Origin of the sequence: Nucisporomicrobium flavum, assembly GCF_016464385.1 — a bacterium.
In the GTDB taxonomy this organism is placed as follows: Bacteria; Actinomycetota; Actinomycetes; order Mycobacteriales; family Micromonosporaceae; genus Actinoplanes; species Actinoplanes flavus_A.
Genome location: NZ_JADMLH010000003.1, coordinates 389,183 through 406,997, shown reverse-complemented (window position 1 = coordinate 406,997; position 17,815 = coordinate 389,183). Strand labels below are relative to the sequence as shown.

At 74.4% G+C, this 17,815-nt stretch carries 16 protein-coding genes; 9 read left to right on the top strand and 7 right to left on the bottom strand.

Annotated features, from left to right (window positions below):
- Nucleotides 1–17: 17 nt before the first annotated feature.
- The gene (locus tag IT780_RS09905; RefSeq protein ID WP_199511149.1) at nucleotides 18–875 is read right to left on the bottom strand and encodes an NmrA family NAD(P)-binding protein; all 858 of its coding nucleotides are present in this window, start codon (nucleotides 873–875) and stop codon (nucleotides 18–20) included.
- An 85-nt stretch (nucleotides 876–960) separates the two neighbouring features.
- Between IT780_RS09905 and IT780_RS09900 the strand changes: the two genes are divergently transcribed.
- From IT780_RS09900 to IT780_RS43025, 3 genes are all read left to right on the top strand, one after another.
- Complete coding sequence (locus IT780_RS09900) at nucleotides 961–1,641, top strand: TetR/AcrR family transcriptional regulator (protein ID WP_199511148.1); 681 nt, start codon at nucleotides 961–963, stop codon at nucleotides 1,639–1,641.
- Nucleotides 1,642–1,662: 21 nt separating this feature from the next.
- A complete protein-coding gene (locus tag IT780_RS09895; protein ID WP_199511147.1) occupies nucleotides 1,663–2,466 on the top strand; it encodes an SDR family oxidoreductase in 804 nt (267 codons plus the stop codon).
- A 106-nt stretch (nucleotides 2,467–2,572) separates the two neighbouring features.
- Nucleotides 2,573–3,196, top strand: a complete 624-nt coding sequence (locus tag IT780_RS43025; RefSeq protein WP_199511146.1) for a response regulator transcription factor — start codon at nucleotides 2,573–2,575, stop codon at nucleotides 3,194–3,196.
- Here the strand turns inward: IT780_RS43025 and IT780_RS09885 are convergent.
- The 5 genes from IT780_RS09885 to lanKC all read right to left on the bottom strand — a co-directional run bounded on the left by IT780_RS09885 (nucleotide 3,092) and on the right by lanKC (nucleotide 9,600).
- Nucleotides 3,092–4,927: an ATP-binding cassette domain-containing protein gene (locus IT780_RS09885; protein ID WP_307831114.1), complete on the bottom strand. Its 1,836-nt coding sequence runs from the start codon at nucleotides 4,925–4,927 to the stop codon at nucleotides 3,092–3,094. The genes IT780_RS43025 and IT780_RS09885 overlap by 105 nt on opposite strands.
- Entirely contained in the window at nucleotides 4,924–6,567 is a 1,644-nt protein-coding gene (locus tag IT780_RS09880; protein ID WP_199511145.1) for an ABC transporter ATP-binding protein, read from the bottom strand. The genes IT780_RS09885 and IT780_RS09880 overlap by 4 nt, the downstream gene beginning before the upstream one ends.
- A gap of 96 nt (nucleotides 6,568–6,663) precedes the next feature.
- Nucleotides 6,664–6,789 (bottom strand): SapB/AmfS family lanthipeptide, encoded by a 126-nt coding sequence (locus IT780_RS09875; RefSeq protein ID WP_199511144.1) that lies wholly within the window; start codon nucleotides 6,787–6,789, stop codon nucleotides 6,664–6,666.
- A gap of 75 nt (nucleotides 6,790–6,864) precedes the next feature.
- The gene (locus tag IT780_RS09870; protein ID WP_199511143.1) at nucleotides 6,865–6,984 is read right to left on the bottom strand and encodes a SapB/AmfS family lanthipeptide; all 120 of its coding nucleotides are present in this window, start codon (nucleotides 6,982–6,984) and stop codon (nucleotides 6,865–6,867) included.
- Nucleotides 6,985–6,990: 6 nt separating this feature from the next.
- The gene (gene lanKC, locus IT780_RS09865) at nucleotides 6,991–9,600 is read right to left on the bottom strand and encodes a class III lanthionine synthetase LanKC (protein ID WP_199511142.1); all 2,610 of its coding nucleotides are present in this window, start codon (nucleotides 9,598–9,600) and stop codon (nucleotides 6,991–6,993) included.
- A 290-nt stretch (nucleotides 9,601–9,890) separates the two neighbouring features.
- On the opposite strand from lanKC, the gene IT780_RS09860 reads away from it, so the two are divergent.
- Nucleotides 9,891–11,252 carry a hypothetical protein gene (locus IT780_RS09860; RefSeq protein WP_199511141.1) on the top strand — a complete coding sequence of 454 codons (1,362 nt, stop codon included), beginning with the start codon at nucleotides 9,891–9,893 and terminating at the stop codon, nucleotides 11,250–11,252.
- 130 nt (nucleotides 11,253–11,382) lie between these two features.
- Nucleotides 11,383–11,988 (top strand): LuxR C-terminal-related transcriptional regulator, encoded by a 606-nt coding sequence (locus IT780_RS43020; protein ID WP_199511140.1) that lies wholly within the window; start codon nucleotides 11,383–11,385, stop codon nucleotides 11,986–11,988.
- A 62-nt stretch (nucleotides 11,989–12,050) separates the two neighbouring features.
- Here IT780_RS43020 and IT780_RS09850 read toward each other — a convergent pair whose 3' ends face one another.
- The gene (locus tag IT780_RS09850) at nucleotides 12,051–13,355 is read right to left on the bottom strand and encodes a vanadium-dependent haloperoxidase (protein ID WP_307831113.1); all 1,305 of its coding nucleotides are present in this window, start codon (nucleotides 13,353–13,355) and stop codon (nucleotides 12,051–12,053) included.
- 151 nt (nucleotides 13,356–13,506) lie between these two features.
- On the opposite strand from IT780_RS09850, the gene IT780_RS09845 reads away from it, so the two are divergent.
- The 4 genes from IT780_RS09845 (at nucleotide 13,507) to IT780_RS09830 (ending at nucleotide 17,815) form a co-directional block, all read left to right on the top strand.
- Entirely contained in the window at nucleotides 13,507–15,741 is a 2,235-nt protein-coding gene (locus IT780_RS09845; RefSeq protein ID WP_199511138.1) for an IPT/TIG domain-containing protein, read from the top strand.
- Between the two features lie 73 nt (nucleotides 15,742–15,814).
- A complete protein-coding gene (locus tag IT780_RS09840; RefSeq protein ID WP_199511137.1) occupies nucleotides 15,815–16,384 on the top strand; it encodes a GNAT family N-acetyltransferase in 570 nt (189 codons plus the stop codon).
- Nucleotides 16,377–17,249, top strand: a complete 873-nt coding sequence (locus IT780_RS09835; protein ID WP_199511136.1) for an SDR family NAD(P)-dependent oxidoreductase — start codon at nucleotides 16,377–16,379, stop codon at nucleotides 17,247–17,249. The genes IT780_RS09840 and IT780_RS09835 overlap by 8 nt, the downstream gene beginning before the upstream one ends.
- A 71-nt stretch (nucleotides 17,250–17,320) precedes the next feature.
- On the top strand, nucleotides 17,321–17,815 hold the full coding sequence (locus IT780_RS09830; RefSeq protein ID WP_199511135.1) for a SigE family RNA polymerase sigma factor: 495 nt from the start codon (nucleotides 17,321–17,323) through the stop codon (nucleotides 17,813–17,815).

Genomic DNA, 17,815 nt, shown 5'->3' with positions numbered 1-17,815 from the left:
ACCGGGCGCCCCGGACCTCACGCCCGGGGCGCCGCCAGCACGGCTCGCAGCGACGTGGCCGGACGCCCGAGCAGCGTCTCGAGCTCCGGGCTCGTGACCGCGAACTCGCCACGCCGGGAGGCGTGGAACATGCCGAGCAGCATGGTGGCCTGGTCCTGCGGCACCCCGTGCGCGACCAGGCCCGCCACCCATTCATCGTCGTCCACGACGACGCGGCGCACCGGACGGCCGGTGAGCTCGCTGAGGATCGCCGCGGCGTCCGCCAGATCCAGGGCCTCCGGCGCGGTCAGCGGCGGCGTCGGACCGTCGTAGCGCCCCTCCTCCGCGAGCGTGATCGCCGCCGCCTCGGCGAGGTCGGCGTGCGCCGTCCAGGAGACCGGGCCGTCGGCCGGCGCGGCCAGCTCGCCGGTCTCCAGCGCCCGGCCGAGCAGGCGCGGGACCGTGCCGGCGTAGAACCCGTTGCGCAGAGCGGTGAAGGCGACGCCCGCCTTCGCCAGGTAGCGCTCGGTCGCGGCGTGATCGGGCATCGGCTCGAACAGCGAGTGCTCCCCCGCGCCCTGGTGGCTCGTGTAGAGGATGCGGCGGGCTCCGGCCGCGACCGCCGCGTCGATCGCCGCGGTGTGCTGGGCGACCGCCGCCTCCCCCGTGGTGTCCGCGGAGACGATGAGGACCTGCGTCGCGCCCTCGAACGCCTCGGCCAGGGATGCGGGGTCCGTGAAGTCGCCGCGCCGGACGCGGACTCCCCGGCCTGCCAGGCCCGCCGCGCGATCGGGCTTCCGCACGCTGACGCCGATGCCCCGCGCCGGCACCCGCTCCAGCAGCCGCTCGACGATCTGCGAGCCGAGCAGGCCGGTCGCACCGGTAACGATGATCATGATGTCTCCCTTGCTAACGCCGTATCGCGCAACATGCTACCAACGTTAGCAACACCGTTAGCACGATGCGGTTAACATTGGCAGCATGGCGGAGGTCAGACCGAAGACGCGGACGCACATCGTCGAGGCGGCGGCGCGGCTGCTGCGGGAGCAGGGCGCCGGCGCGCTCACCACCCGCGCGGTCGCGCACGCGGCCGGGATGCAGGCGCCGACGATCTACCGCTTCTTCGCGGACAAGGACGCGCTGCTCGACGCCGTGGCGGAGCACGTCTTCGCCACGTACGTCGCTGCGAAGTCCGTCGGCGCGGACGGCGACCCGATCGCCGACCTGCGGGCCGGATGGGACCGGCACATCGAGTTCGGCCTCGCCAACGCCGCCCTGTTCGGCCTCCTCACCGATCCCACCCGCGGCGGGCCCTCCCCGGCCGCCGCCGCGGGCCTCGAGGTGCTGCGCGCCCGGGTGCACCGGGTCGCTGCGATCGGCCGGCTGCGGGTGCCGGAACGCCGCGCCGTCGAGCTCATCCACGCCGCCGGCACGGGCGCGGTGCTCACCCTGCTCGCCACCGCCCCCGAGCAGCGCGATCCCGGCCTCGCCGACGCCATGTACGACGCCGTGACCAGCTTCATCCTCACCGACGTCCCGGCCCTTCCCGCCGCCGGCGCCGCCGGGGCCGCCGTCGCCTTCCGGGCATACGTACCGGAACTGCCGAACCTGACCGGCACCGAGCGCGCGCTGCTCGCCGAGTGGCTGGACCGCGATCGATAGCCGTCGGCGTATGGTGCGTCGATGAAGCGCACCGCTCTGGTGACCGGAGCATCGTCCGGCATCGGCCTGGCCACCGCGGCGTTGCTGGCAGCCCGGGGCTACCACGTGCTCGGCACGAGCCGCGACCCGGCAGCCCTCACTCCCGCACACCGCGCGGCGGACGTCGAATACCTGCGGCTCGACCTCGGCTCGGACGAGTCCGTGGAAGCCCTCGCGGACCGGCTCGCGGACGTCGACGTGCTCGTGAACAACGCCGGGGAGAGCCAGTCCGGCCCGTTCGAGGAGCTGCCCGGCGACGCGCTGCGCCGCCTGTTCCAGGTCAACGTCCTCGGTCCCGTACGCCTCGCCCAGCTGGCCCTGCCCGGCATGCGGGCACGCGGCCACGGCCGGGTCGTCATGGTGGGCTCGATGCTGGCGTCGTTCCCGCTCGCCTACCGTTCCTCGTACGTCGCGACAAAGGCCGCCCTCAAGGGGTTCAGCGACGGCGCCCGGCAGGAGCTCACGCCGTTCGGCGTCTGGCTGACCACTGTGGAGCCCGGTTCCATCAACACCGGCATCAGCGAGCGCCGCACCCGCTACACGACGCCGGACTCCCCGCACCGACAGGACTTCGAGACGATGCTGGCCGCCTTGGACCGCAACCATCACGCCGGCGTCAGTGCCGACCGGGTGGCCGCGGTCATCGTCCGGGCCATCGAGGCGCCGCGGCCGAAACCCCTGTACGCCGTCGGCAGCAATGCGCCGGTCGCGTTCGCTCTGCGCCGGATGCTGCCGGCCACGCTCGTCGAGAAGGCCGTACAGCGCCGGCACGGCCTGCGCCGCTGAGGCGGTACGCAACCGTCTTCATGGACGCACCTCGATCCGATCATCCGGTTTTCCCGAGCCGGATCGGCGACAGCGTCGCGGATCTCCCGCGTGTGACGATGGCGCGGTGCCGGGGCGCTCCCATTGCATTCGCATCGCCGTCGTTCAGGATGCGCCGCTGTACCGCGGCGCCCTGGCTGCCGCCTTCCGTGGTGAGGACGACCTGGACGTGGTCGCCGAGCTGCCGGCCTGGGCCCAGGCGGTGTCGCTGCCCGTACGCCCCGACGTGACGGTGCTGGACCTCGACGGCGCCGACGACGATCCGCTGGTGACCGCGCGGGCGGTACGCCGGGCCGTACCGGAGTCGAAGGTCCTGGTGCTGCTCGCGGCTGACCGGCACGACGTGCTCGCGCGGATCGACCCCGACCGCCTCGACGGGGTGGGCTTCGTGACGAAGCGGGCCTCCCTCGACCACCTGCTGTCGGCGCTGCGCAGCCTCGCGAACGGCAGCGCGGTGATCGACCCGGAGCTCGTCGCGTCGCTGCTGAACCGGCCGCCGAACCCGTTGACGAAGCGCGACCGGGAGATCCTGGCGCTGGCCGCGGAGGGGATGCCGCCGGACGAGATCGCGCGCAAGCTGTTCCTGTCACCCGGTACGGTGCGCAACCGGCTGACCGGCATCGCGGCGAAGATCGGCGCGGACGGCCGGATCGACGCCATCAACCGGGCCCGGCGCGCCGGCTGGCTCTGACGCCGCGGTCCAGTAGCCGGTCATCTCGCGGTAGCGGGCGCTGGCCGCCTGCAGGCTCCGGTGATCGCCGAGCATCGCCCGGTCGCCGTCGAGCAGCAGCACCCGCCGCGACCGCATCGCCGAGCTGATCCGGTGGGCGATCACCACCAGGGCGCCACGGGCGGCGAACGCCCGCTCGACGCGTTCCTCGGCCGCCGGGTCGAGGTGGCAGGTCGCCTCGTCGAGGACGGCCACCGGCGCCGGGGCCACGTACGCCCGCACCAGCGTGAGCAGCTGCCGCTCCCCGGCCGACAGTTCGCGCGGGCGGACCTCGCCGCCCAGCCCGCCGAGCCGCTCCAGCAACGCACCCGCGCCGAGCACGTCGACCGCAGCGAGCAGGTCCTGCTCGCCGGCCCCGGGGTTCAGATAGCGCAGGTTGTCGGCCACGCTGCCGGGGAAGATGTACGCCTCCTGCGGGATCAGCACCCGGTGCCGGGCGCGCGCGGCGGGTTCCAGTTCCTCGATCGGTACGCCGCCGAGCAGCACCTCGCCGTCGTCCGGCCTGATCGTCCCGCACAGCAGACCGGCCAGGGTGGACTTGCCGACGCCGCTGGGGCCGACGACGGCGAGGTGGTCGTACCCGTACACGGTCAGGTCGAAGTCGTGCAGCACGGGCCGGGCCGCGGCGCCGTAGCGGAACGTCACGCCGCGCAGCTCGAGGCGGGAGCCGGCGGGCCGCCGGGCGGACGGACCCGGATCGGCGGCGACCGTGGCGCGCTGCCCGATGCGACGGACGAGCCGGTCCAGGGTGATCACGAAGCGGAGCCCGGCGCTGCCGACCGTCTGCACGAACATGTCCAGCGTCGGCACCACCACCTGCGCCAGGTACGTGAGCACGCCGATCAGCGCGCCGGTGCTCAGCCCGCGGCCGGTGACCCAGTTCGCTCCGGCGAGCACGGCCAGCAGCGGCAGCCATCCGCCCACGGCCACGGTGAGCGAGCGGACCGCGGCGAGGCGGGCCAGCGCCCGTTCCGCCCGCGCCTGGGCGGTGATCGCCTCGTCGGCGTACCGGGCGGCGCGTTCCGTGGCACGGCAAGCGGCCACGTCCCGGGCGGCTGCGGTCACGGCGGCCGTACGGTCGGCGAGTTGCTCGCCGGCGTACAGGAAGTCACGCTGCCGGCGGACCCCCCGGCGCAGCGCCACCGAGAACATCACGATGCTGCCCAGCAGCGGCGGGGCCACCAGGAGCAGCAGGGACGGGGCGAGAGACGCGGTGCCGAGCAGGGCGGCGAGCACGGTCACCACGAAGCCGCGCGAGACGAGGATCAGGCCGGCGAAGGAGTCCCGTACGCCCTCGACCTGGTTGGTCAGGCGGGCCACGGCGCCGTCCGTCGCGGGTGTCCCGGCATGCCGGGCCGCCGTGGTCACGCCGGCGGCGACCACGCGGCGGGTCAGGTCGTCGCGGAACGGCTCGACCACGCCGGCCACCGCCCGATGGGTGTTCCGGGCGCCCCACGCGCCGAGGACCGCGGCCGCGACCAGCAGCGCGAGCCAGGCGGTGCCCGTCCACGGCCGGTCGGCGAGGAAGCCGTCGTCGACCGCGCGCGCCACGACGAACCCGGTGAGCATGGCCGGGGCCGCCTCCGGCACCGACCAGGCGAGCAGGCTGCCCACGGCACGCCGGTGCCGGCGCAGCACCGCCGCGGTCTCGCGCCCGGCGACCCGCGCCGTGGAGCCGCTGTCCGGGCTCACGCCGCATCACCGCCGAAGACGGCACGGTAGTCCGGGTCGTGCCACAACTGCCGGTGTGGCGCGATCGCGCGGACCCGGCCGGCTTCCAGCCACACCACGCTCGCGCACCGTGCCGCCGTACCCGCGCGGTGCGCCACGATCAGGTGCGTCCGCTGCGACTCCCCGGTCAGCAGATGCAGAATCTCCGCCTCGGTGGCGGTGTCCAGGCTGGACGTCGCGTCGTCGAGCACCAGCAACCGCCGGGCGTGCCACGCGCGGGCCAGTCCGAGCCGTTGCGCCTCGCCGCCCGACAGGGGTGTCTCGGCGAGCGGCGTACCCATGCCCTGAGGCAGCCGGGACACGAACGTGTCGGCGCGGGCCGCCCGCAGCGCCGCGTCGACCGTGTACGGCTGCGGGCGTTCCTGCCCGAGCGCCACGGCGGCGCCGACCGTGGCACCGACCAGCACGGGCCGCTCGAACGCCACGCCGATCTCGCGGCGCAGCGACTCGGCGGACACCTCCGTCAGCGGTACGCCGTCCAGGCACACCCGGCCCTCGTCCGGATCGGTGAGCCGGGCGGCGAGCGAGGCGAGCACCGACTTCCCGGAGCCCGAGCGGCCCACGACGGCGACGGGCCGGCCACCGGGGACGGTCAGGGACACGTCCCGCAGCACCGGCTCCCCGGCCACCCGGGCGGTGACGCTCTCGAAGGTCAGGGTGCCGGGGCCGGGCGGCAGCGTACGCGGGCCGTGGCGGGGTGCGGGGCGGTCCAGGATCTCGGCGACCCGGCGGGCTCCGGCGCGGGCACGGGCGACCCGGCCGAACCCGGCGACCAGGCCACCGATGCCCGCGCCCATGGCGCCGTACTGGATGGCCGCGAGCAGTTCGCCCGGGGTGAGCCGGCCGGCCGAGAGCAGCCAGCCGCCGATGGCCACCACCGAGAGCTGCAGCAGCGGCCCGGTGAGAGCACCCTGACCGGCCGACCGGGCGAGCACGTGCCACGTCCGTACGCCCTCGGCGGACAGCGCCGGCAGCGGGCGCAGGCAGCGGCGGATCTCGGTGGGCACGGTCGCGGCGGCGGCGATCGTACGGCTGCCCGCGATCGCCTCGGACAGCCGCTCGGCGATGTCGGCCTGGGCCCGCTGGTACCGCAGCACCGTGCCGGAGGTGTCGCGGACGTGGCGGCGCAGCAGCGCGGTGATGACGACCGCGCCGGCGAGGTAACCGACGACGAGCCGGCCGTCCAGGTACGCCAGCGCGGCAACCGCCCCCAGGACCGGCACCATGCCGATCACGGCGAGCACGAGGGCGACGCCCCCGTGCCCGGCGTCGGCGGCCCCGGTCATCACGCGGCTCACCACGTCCCCCGGTGAGCCGGCGCGGCCGCCGAGGTTCAGCGAGTGCCGGACCAGCCGGCGGCGCAGCTCGGCCGTCCGGTACGCCGGCGCGAGCCCCGCCGCGAGGTCACGGATCGGGTCGGCCACCACCAGCACGGCGATCAGCAGCACCGAAGCGGCGAGCCACGGCCCGGCACCGCGCCGGGAGACCTCGTCGACCGTCCGGCCGATCGCCAGCGGCAGGGCCAGCTCCGCGACGGCGCAGAGGCCCGCGGTCACGGCGAGCAGCACCAGGGTGGACCGGCGCGGTCCCGCGGGAACCATCGGGCCTCCTTCGGTGAGCACGGTGGTGGCACCACGCGGCCCCGGGCGGGCTGGTGGCCGGCACCCGGGGCGCGTGCGTCGCGATCGATCGATCGGCTAGTTGCAGGTGGTGACGCTCAGCGAGCTGTCGCCGCAGAGCAGCAGGGAGGCCCGGCTTCCGCCGCCGCCGCCGTTGCGCTGCTCGGTGGTCAGTTCCATGCCCTGCAGGTCGAGAAGTGCCATGATCGTTCTCCTTCGCGTGATGAGTCGCTCGTGCTGTGGTGGGGGTGCAGGTGCCGGCCATGAGCCGGCCCGTCATCAGTTACAGGTGGTCACGCTGAGCGAGCTGTCGCCGCACAGCAGCAGCGAGGCCCGGCTTCCTCCGCCACCGTTGCGCTCGGCGGAGAGCTCCATGCCCTGCAGATCCATAAGCGCCATGTCCGTTCACCTCCTCCCGTCCACGTCGTCGGTCTCCACGCGCTCCGCGTGGAAGTCATCGGCCCGTCCCAGCAGCGGCAGCGAGGCGCGCCGGCCCGGCTGGGCGAGAGCCAGCGAGAGCAGCACGCCGGCCGTACCGGTGGCGAGGTCCATCGACAGCCGCAGCAGCTGCTCGCCCGGGAAGGCCAGGCCGCCGCCGTACGGCAACGCGTGCCACGCCAACCGGCTGACCTGCGCGGCCACCAGCTCCCGATCGGGCTCGGGCCGCAACGCGAGGTACGCCAGGATGCCGGCACGTCCGGCGAAGAGGCCGGGCTGCACGTACAGCGGCGAGCGGGCGGCGCGGGCGATCCCGTCGGCGGCGCGGGCGAGGTCCTCGTCGCCGGGGCGGTGCCGCAGGTAGCGGTCGAGCACCAGCCCGATACCGACGCTGCCCTCACCGAGGTACGGCATCGTGCGCCACTCCTCGTTCACCTCGAGCGCGCCGTCCGGGCGGGTCACGCAGCGCCGCAGGTCCTGCCGCAGCGCGGTGGCCGCGAGGTCCAGGAACTCGGCGTCGGCCGTCTCCTCGTACATCCGCAGGAACAGCAGCGCCACGCCGCTCGAACCGCGGGTCAGGCCGGCGTACGGGTGCCGCCCGCCGCTGACCTCGGGTACGGAGTCCGGCCCGCCGAGCCGGTCCCGGCTGATCTGCGCCGCCCGGAACGCCGCCGCGCGCAGGCCGGTCTCGCCCGTCCGCCGCGCCAGATGCAGCAGGTTCAGCCCGATGCCGGCGATGCCGGTGCCCAGGTCGGGCCCGAGGCCCTCCCACCGGTCGGTCAGGCAGCGCTCGACCACGTCCAGCGCGGCGCGGCGTTCCCCGAGGTGGTCCAGGACGTACGCGACCCCGTGCAGCCCGTCGAGGAACCCGTGCCGCGGGTCGAACCCGGGATCCGCGGCCCGCTTGAGCAGCCAGTCGCGGTGCTCGGGCGGGATCTCCGCGCCCGCCTCCGCCAGCGCGTAGAGCACGCCGGCGGCGCCGTACGCGATCCCGAGACCCCCGATGCGGAACTGCTCGATGTCGCCGGGGTACAGCCGGTCGTCGCGTCCGGGCGTGGCGCTGGCCAGAATCGCCCGGACCAGCGTGTCGCGGGCCCGCGGCCAGTTCCCGGGCCCCGCGTCGAAGACCGACCAGTCCCGGACGCCGGCTCTGCGTACCCGGTCCGGGTGCGGGCCCTCGATCCGCGCGACGGCCTCGTCGAGCAGCGCGCGCGGCACCGGGAAGTGCTCGGCGATGACGTCCGCGAGATGCCGGGACTTCGCCAGGTCCAGGCGTAGCAGCGGGGTCAGCGGCAGGAACAGGGCGAGCGCCAGGCAGGCGAGGGCGTACTCGTCGACGGCCGGACCGACCCGGTCGCGGGGCGCCGCGAAACCCTGGTTGCGCAGCCCCGGGCGGCGGAGCTCGGTGACCGGGGCGGCCACCTCGAAGTCGAGCAGCGCGATGCGCCCGTCCGGCCGCACCATGATGTTGAACATGTGCAGGTCGCCGTAGACCACCCCGCGCTCGTGCAGCGCACGCACGGCCCGGGCCACCTGGTCATAGACCCCCAGCGCCCAATCCGTGTACGCGCTCAGCGCCGTCTCGTCGGCGTCCGGGTCGGTCAGCGGGTACTTCTGCACGATGAGCCGGTTCAGCGGGTCGCCCTCGACGTACTCGAGCGCCAGGAACTCGTGCTCGCCCAGCGGGAACGTGTCGTGCACCCGGGGCGTGAAGCCGGCGTCCGCGACGCGGTCCAGCATCTCCCGCTCCCGGCGCAGCCGCGTGATGGCGTCGTCGCCGCGACCGTCGAGGCCGGCGTACGGGCGGGCCTCCTTGAGCACGACTCGCTCGCCGGTACGCGTGTCCTGCGCGGCGTACAACCCGCCGGCGTTGCTGTAGTGCAGCACCTCGGTGATCCGGTACGGCAGCCCGTGCGTGGTCACCGCGTTGCGGGCGTCGAGGTGCGGCTGCAGGAACGACGGAAGCTCCACCCAGGACGGGGTGCTGAACGTCGCCTGCCGCCGGTCGGGCTCGAGGACGCCGTCCGGGCCCTCGAGGGCGGGGACGAGGTCACCGTTGTCGCCGACGCAGTACAGGTGCGCGAAGGCGCCGAAACGGACGTGCAGGGGGCCGTCAGCCCAGCGCAGGTCGCTGAGGACGTACGGGCCCGGCTCGCCGGCCAGCTGCTCACCGAGCTCGGCGAGGATCGTGTGCAACGCCTGTTCATCGGCCGGATAAATGGTCACCAGCTTGCCGCTGGAGGCCCGCGGAGAATATTTCGAGTTGCGCATGAACAGCACCTGGCGAGAACGCAGGAACTTGAACGGTATTGACCGCGCTACGCAGTACTCCCAGACCCTGTCGACGATCTTCTCCGCGTTCTCCGGACATCCCGAAGAATGGATCTTCCAGCCCTGCCGGGGCAGGACCGCGCCGACCGGACCGGCGATCAGCCAGTCGTCGTGCGCCTGGATCCGCCACCCCTCGGGAAGCGGCCGGCGCGCCGCCGGGAAGTCCCCGGCCGAGCGCTCGGCGGTCGCGAGGGAGTCGTAGAACAGCGGGTCAGCGGCGCAGTAGGCGTCGTATCGGCGGTCCATGCCGGCTCCTTTCCTGTCCCCACCGATGCTGCCGTGCCGGGCCCCACCGGCCCCAGTCGCCGATGTCAGAAGGTGACCGGCACACACTCACCGAGGATTTCTGACAAACGCAGGGTTTGAGCGAAGGAACCTCGGGAAAAGAGGCGCGCCGCCGTTGTGCGATCACCGCGGGCCGGTGTTACGGTCGCGAGTGGACGGCCGAATTCGTGCGAGAGGAATGAGCTGCGGTGTCGACGTCATCAGCGACCGGACACCTACCTCGGCACATTATCCGGACCGCTATTCGTCTGATGATTGTGAGCGGGCTGGCGGTCGTCGCCTACCTGCTGTTCAGCGCCGAGATGGCGCATGCCGACGGGCGCTCCTCCGGCTCTCCGCTCGCCGCCGTGACCGGTTCCGGGGACAGCGGCCCAGGCGTCGTCCGCAGCGTCGCCGAGACGGTCCGGAAGGCCACGCCGGGACGCGCCGCCACGGGCACCGGGCCCGCCGAGCCGGCGCACCCGGCCAAGACCACCCACGCCACGGGTAAGACGATCCGCTCCGCGGGTAAGACGGTCCGCCCCACCAGCACAGCGATCCGCTCCACCGGCAAGACGATCCGCTCCACCAGCAAGGCGATCCGCTCCACAGGCAAGACGATCCGCTCCACCGGCAAGGCTGTTCGCGCTTCCGGCACGACGGCTCGCTCCACCGGCAACGCTCATCGACCGGTCCGGAAGGCGGTCCGGAAGGCGGTCCGCGACACGGTCCGGCAGCCGGCACCCGCCGTGCGGGAGCGGACCATCCGGTCGGCGGCGCGCCGCCACGCCGACGGGCCGATCGCGAGAGTGCGGTCCACGGTGGACCACACCACCGAGCGGGTGACCGCCCGGACCTCCCCCGTGACGAAGCCGGTGCTCAGGACCGCCAAGCCGGTGGTCCGGCCTGCCGTGCGGGGCGTGCTGGAGACAACCGTCGACGCGGTCGTGCGACCGGCAGCCGAGACCGTGGTCCGCCCCGTCGTCAACGTGGTCGTGCGGCCGGCCGCCGAGACGGTCGTCGAACTCGTCGTGCGGCCGGCAGCCCGGACCGCCGTCGAGCTCGTCGTGCGGCCGGCAGCCGAGACCGCCGTCGAGGTCGTTCTGCGGCCGGTGACCCGTACCGTCGTCCCACCCATCGCCGAGACCGCCGTCCCGCCCGTGCCGCTCCCCGCCGCCCGGACCGGGACGCCCCGGCCGTCCCCCGGCATCGCCGTCTCCCCCGTCCGCGTGCCCACCGCTCCCCAGCCGGGCATCCGCCACGCGCGGGCACCCGCCCTGCCGCCCGTCCTCACGGCACCCCGGCAGGCGGAGCTGCCGCCCGTTCCGGCCTCCGGCGAACAGCCGCTGAACTGCGATGGCAGCAGCACCACCACGACACGGGAGGACCGGTCCGAGCCGCGCGGCGACCGTACCGGCGAACCGGGTTCCGTCCCGGCACCCCCGAACGTTCCCGGGGTGCCCACCCCCGGCATGAGCCCGGTCTCCGCCAGCGGCGGCTCGCAGGCCGGTGCGGGCGGCTGGGCCACCACCGTCTCCGCCTGGCGGCCGGCTCTGCGCCCGGCGGGCCTGCTCGTCCACACCTTCCAGGGTGGCCACGGCCGCCGCCTGACCCTCGCCCTTCCCCCCGGCTGAATCCTTCCCGCGCCCGCCGCGCCGCCGTCGAGGTGGCGTACGGGCGTACCCGAATCCCTGTCCGTCGCCGGTCCGCGCCGTGAGGTGCCCGGACGGAACCGGCAGGCACATTCTCGGGAAGGAATCCGCCGTGATCCGCATTCTGCTGGTCGCCGACGCCGTCCTGCTCAGAACCGCTCTGAGCGCAGCCCTGTCCCACCACCACGACCTCGACGTGGTCGCCGAGGCGACGAGCGCCGAGGTGACCCCGGACCTGCTCGGCACCTGGGACCCGGAACTCGCCGTCGTCGACCTCGACACGCTCAGCCCGTCGGTCACCGGCGCCCTCGACACCATCACCGACCACGAGCCGGGCGGCGGCGTCCTGGCGCTGACCACCGGGGCCGCCTCGGGCGCGCTGCGGCACGCCCTGGGCCGCAAGGTGCAGGCGTTCCTCAGCAAGGACTGCCGTCTCCAGGACCTGGTGGACGCCGTCCGCCGGGTCGCCGCCGGGGAACGGTTCATCGAGCCGTGCCTCGCCGCCGCGGTGGCGCGGCAGCACGCCAGCCCGCTCACCGCCCGGGAACGCGACGTGCTGCGGCTGGCCGCTCAGGGCATGTCCGTACGGGAGATCTCCAGCACCCTGTTCCTGACAGCGGGGACCGTCCGCACCTACCTGTCGACGATCATCCACAAGACGGGCTCGCGCAGCCGGGTGGAGGCGATCCGGACGGCCACCGAGTCGGACTGGCTGTGACCGGCTGACCGGGAACCGGCGGCCGAGCACCACGGCCGCCGGTCCGGTGGCCCGCGTCCGGATCAGCGGGGGCAGGCTCCCACGTGCGTCGGCCCGTGCAGGCGCAGCAGCCGGGTCGCGAGGACCTCACCGGCCACCCCGCGGCCGATCCCGAGGCCTGCCTGGTTGCTGAACTCGAAGTGCTGGCCGCCGTACACGCGCGAGCGGCCGGCCTCGGCGGCGGCCGCCGCGAAACCCGGGTACGCACGCGCCGCCCCGCCCGGCGCGGAGTCGGTGGCGTGGGTGAACGGGACGGCGTCGGTGCAGAGGAAGCCGGCCAGCACGGCAGCCGCCGCCGCGCTGTACGAGCTGTGCCCGGACACGTATTCCGGGGTGCCGCCCACGCTCCCCGCCCGCGCCGTCCACGTCGGATCGGGCGCGGTGAGCGGGTTGCCGTCGGTGTCGGCCTCCCGGATGGCGGTGGTGGGACGCCAGTGCCGGTACGTCGCCTTGGTGCCGACGGTGGCGACCGTGGTGTCCGCGAGCGCCATCGTGAGCAGCGCGGTCAGCCGGGCCTGCTCGGCCAGGGGCAGCCGCCGGTCGTGGGAGACGGTCAGCGCGATCGACAGCCACTCCCCGGGCGGCTGGCTCGATCCGGCCGGCAGCGACCAGAACTGGAACGTGGCCTGCAGCTCGGGGTCCGGCAGCGCGGCGTTGCCGAGCAGCGCCACCTCGGCGAAGGCCGCGGCGTACGGCAGGCTGCCCAGCGCCGGCGGCGGGCCCGGCACGTACCGGCCGGGGTCCGCGACGGCGAACGGCCGCACGTGGCTGTACTGCACGCCCGACCACTGCGCGCGGAAGACGCCGGGGCCGGCGCCCGCGGGCTGGGTCTCCACGGGCGTCGAGCCGTCGTCCGCGCGGGCCGCGACGACCGCTTCGCCGACGTGCGTGCCCCAGGCCGCGCCGCCGTCCACTCCGTGACCGCCGGTCCCGGCGCGCAGCCGGTCCAGGTCGGCGCGCAGGTGCTCGTCGTACGTGGTGGTCCGCGCCGGGTCGAGGCGGATCAGCACCGCGTGCGCGGCGGCGACGGCGGCCGCCTGCGGGTCACCGCCGTGCGGCCCGGCACCGGGCACGAGGGCGTACGCGCGTGCGGGGTGCGACGGCCCGGCGGGGAGACCGTTGACCGCGTCGTACATCGCGACGTCGACCATCGCGTAGAGCCGGGCGGCGTCGGCGTCCGTGGCCCGGTTCGCGCGTACCGCGTCGAGCGCCAGGGTGTTCCAGGCCCGCACGCCGTCGATGTCCACGGCCGCCGGGACCGCGGCCGCGGCGGCACCCGGGCCGGTGGCGGCGAGGGCGAGAACGAGGGTGACCAGAAGCTTCTTCACACCTCCGTACCTTCGTCGCGGCGGGAGCGCCGGGCACCCGATCGGTCGTTGATTCGACTCAGCGTCGCGCCGGATGCGGATCAAGAAGTGCTCAAGGTTTCGCGCACCGGGCCGATAGGGCTGCCCACGCGTCACTGGAAAGGACCCCCGGATGCGCTGGACTTCCCGTTCCCTCACCCGCGGCTGGCTGATGCTCGCCGCCGCGGTCATCACCGCGGCACCGGTGGCCGTCTCCGCCACCGCCGCCGAGGCCGCCACCGGCCGCCCGTCCGCCCTGCCGCACGCCGTCGGGGGGCTGCTGCCGAGCGCGGGCCGTACCCCGGCGCGGGTCCGTGGCGGCGCTGCCGCCCTCGAGGTCCTGCCCACGTCCGTCGATCTGCGGTCGTACGCGCCGGCCCCCGGCGACCAGGGGCAGATCGGCTCCTGCGTCGCGTGGTCCATCGGCTACAGCATCATGGGCTACTACGCGAACCGTACGGCCGGCGCCGGAGCCCCGTACGCGCCGCTCTTCCTGTACATGCGCAACGTGGCGCCCGGCGGCGCACCGACTGCTGGGCTCTACCCGGACGCCGTGCTCGCGAACGCTCAGACCGCGGGCGTCGACACCCAGTCCGACTACTGGCAGGGCACCACGAACTGGCAGAGCCCGCCGACCGCCGGTCAGATCGCCAACGCCCGCAACTACCGGGTCAGCGGCTGGACCCGGCTGTTCAACGGGGCCGGCCAGGGCGCCACGGCCAAGACGTCGATCATGCAGTCGCTGGCCTCGGGCAGCCCGGTCGCCCTGGGCATCCCGGTCTTCAAGGACTTCATGTACCTGCGCAGCCACACCGTCTACTCCACGCTCACCGGCACCAACCTCGGCGGTCACATGATCGCCGCGTACGGGTACGACGCGCAGGGCGTGCTGATCCGCAACTCGTGGGGTACGGGCTGGGGCAACGGCGGCGACGCGAAGCTCTCCTGGGACTTCGTGACCCGGCAGGCGTCGGGCGCGTACACGGTCAGCGGGATCACCACGCCCGCCGCGCCGGTCGCGATGGCTCCCACTGTCGCCGCGCTGTCGGTCGCCAAGGGCACCGCCGGCACCTCGGTGACCATCACCGGGGCCGGCCTGGCCGGGGCGACCTCGGTCCGGTTCGGCGCCACCACGGCGCAGTTCCAGCCGGTCAGCTCGGGCGGCGTCACGAAGCTGGTGGCGGTCGCGCCGGCGCACGCCATCGAGACGGTCGACGTCACCGTGTCGAACGCCGCCGGCACCAGCGCCACCGGTACGGCGAGCAAGTTCACGTACGTCCCGCCGCCGCCCGGCATCACCGGCCTCAGCCCGGCGACCGTGCTCGTCTTCGGCGGGCAGACCGTCACGCTCACCGGCACGGACCTGACCGGCGTCACGGCCGTGAAGATCGGCACGTCCGCCGCGACCGCGAAGGCCGTCACCGCGACGTCGCTCAGCTTCCTCGCGCCGGCGAAGACCGCCGGCATCTACCCGGTCACGGTCACCAACAAGGGCGGGACCAGCAGGACAGCCGGCTCGATCACGTACGAGAACCCGCCGCCGCCCGTGGTCGCCGCGCTGACGCCGGGCAGCGGGCTGACCTACCGCACGACGCCGGTCGTGGTCACCGGCACCTTCCTGACCGGCGTCACGAAGGTCACGCTGGACGGCCGGACGGTCCCGTTCGCCAAGGTCTCCGACACCCAGCTCAAGGTCACCCTGCCGGCGCACGCGGCGGGGGAGGCGGCCTTGCGGATCACCACGCCGGGCGGGGAGAACACGACCGGATCCTTCACGTACGTCGCCCCGCCGGTCCCCGAGATCACGTCGGTCGTGCCGAGCAGCGGGTTCACGTACGCCCGCACCCCGGTCGTGGTGACGGGGGCGAACTTCACCGATTCCACCAGGCTGACCGTGGGCGGCGTGGCCGTGCCGTACACGAAGGTCTCGGACACCCAGCTCAAGGTGACCCTGCCGGTGCACGCGGCCGGCGCCTTCCAGCTGCGGCTGACCACCCGGGGCGGCACGACCGCGGAGGTTCCCGGCGCCCGGTTCACCTGGATCGCCCCGCCGCCACCGGCGGTCACCGCGCTGAGCACGGCGACCGGCTCCACCCGCACGACGACCACGGTGACGGTCACCGGCATCAACCTGACCGCTGCCTCCAAGGTCACGGTGGGCACGCTGACCGTGCCGTTCGTCCGGGTCTCGGACACCACCCTCCGGCTCACGGTGCCGGCCCGCGCGGCCGGCTCGACGAACATCGTGGTGACCACGCCGGGCGGGGTGAGCGCGCCGGTGACGTTCGCCTTCGTCGCCCCCGCAGCGCTCTCGGCGCGGTCCCACACAGTCCCGGGTGGCACGGGGAAGGCCCTGTTCGTCTCCTGAGAACCGGGCCGGTAACGGCGGGCCGGGGGCGGGCACCCTCGGCCCGCCCCGGCGCGCCCGGCATCCTTGGCGCATGACGCTCACCAGCCGGCTCGCCACCCGGGCCGACCTGCCCGCCCTCCGGCCGCTGATCGACGCGGCGATCGCCGAGCTGCAGCGCGGGTTCCTCGACGCGGCCCAGATCGCCGCGAGCCACGCGATCATGGGCCTGGACACCCAGCTCGTCGACGACGGCACGTACTTCGTGGCCGAGCTCGACGGGCACCTCGCCGGCTGCGGCGGCTGGAGCCGGCGCGCCACCCTCTACGGCGGCGACCACTCGGGCGGCCGGGACCCCGCCCCGCTCGATCCGGCCCGCGACCCCGCCAAGATCCGCGCCATGTACACCCATCCGGCGTACGCCCGCCGCGGCGTCGGCCGGCTCATCCTGTCCCGCTGCGAACAGGCCGCCACGGCCGAGGGCTTCACGGTCCTGGAGCTGATGGGCACCCTGTCCGGCCGCCCCCTGTACGAGGCCGCGGGCTACCGGGTCGTCGAGCACCTGACCGACGCGGCGGGCGGCGTACCGGTCCCCCTGGTCCGCATGCGCAAGAACCTCGCCGGAACTGTCGTACCCCCACAGCACGATGCGGACCATGACTGAGCAACGTACGGCCGTGGTCACCGGAGCCAGCCGCGGTCTCGGCAGGGGTGTGGCCCGGGCCCTCGGCACCGCCGGATACACCGTCTTCGTCACCGGCCGCTCGACGGATGCCGGCGTCACCTACCCGGTGGTGGGCGGCAGCGTCGACCTGACCGCCCGCGAGGTGACCGCGGCCGGCGGGCACGGCGTCCCCGTCGTCTGCGACCACACGGACGACGCGCAGGTCCGCGCGCTGTTCGACCGCGTGCGCGACGTGAGCGGCGGCATCGACGTGCTGGTCAACAACGTCTGGGGCGGCTACGCGGCGTACCACGAGGACCGGCACACCGACATGGAGGGACCGTTCTGGGAGCAACCGCTCTCGGTGTGGGACGACATGTTCACCGCGGGCGTGCGCGCCCACTACACCGCGACGGTCCTGGCGGTGCCACTGCTGCGGCCGGGCGCGCTCGTGGCCACCGTCTCGTTCTTCCCCGGTTCCTACCCGAGCGGCGACGACCAGGTGGCCTACAGCGTCGCCAAGGCCGCGGACGACCGGATGGTGGCGGTGACGGCGGCCCAGCTGAGGGCGCGTGACGTCACCGCCGTCGCGCTGTATCCGGGGCTGGTCCGCACCGAGGGAGTCATGCGGGCGGCCGAGTTCTTCGACCTGTCCGACTCGGAGTCGCCGGAGTTCACCGGCCGCGCGGTCGTCGCCCTGGCCGCCGACCCGGAGGTGGCCCGCCATGCCGGGCGCTGCCTGGTGGTCGCCGAGCTCGCCCGCGAGTACGGCTTCACCGACGTCGACGGGTCGCAGCCGCCGTCGGCCCGCCCGCACTACGCCGGGCGGCTGGCGGGCGCCCCCGGCGAGCACTCCGGGACGTAAATTCGGCCCGGCGTGCAACCCGGCGCGGTCCCGGTCTCGTGCTTAACGGGACCGAACGGATAGGGGTGGGGATGAGCGATCGGGACGGGGCGTTCGCCGAGTACTTCGCGGCCCGGTCCGGGGCCATGCGGGCGACGGCGTACCTGCTCTGCGGGGACTGGCACCGGGCCGAGGACCTCGTGCAGGCCGCCTTCACCAAGCTCTACGTGAACTGGCACCGGGTGGGACGGCACGACGCGCTGGACCCGTACGTCCGCAGGATCGTGATCCGGACCTTCATCGACGACGGGCGGCGCGGCTGGTGGCGGCGGGAACGTCCGCAGGAGACGCCGGTCGAGGGGCCGTTGCCGGAGGAGTCCGCCGACGACCGCGTCGATCTGGTGCGGGCGCTGGCCGCGGTGCCGCCCCGGCAGCGGGCCGTCCTGGTGCTGCGGTACTGGGAGGACATGTCCGTCGAGGATGTCGCGGCCGCGCTGCACTGCTCCCCCGGGACGGTGAAGAGCCAGGCGGCGCGCGGGCTGGACGCGTTGCGCTCGCTGATCTCCCACCCCGTGACAGCCGACTGA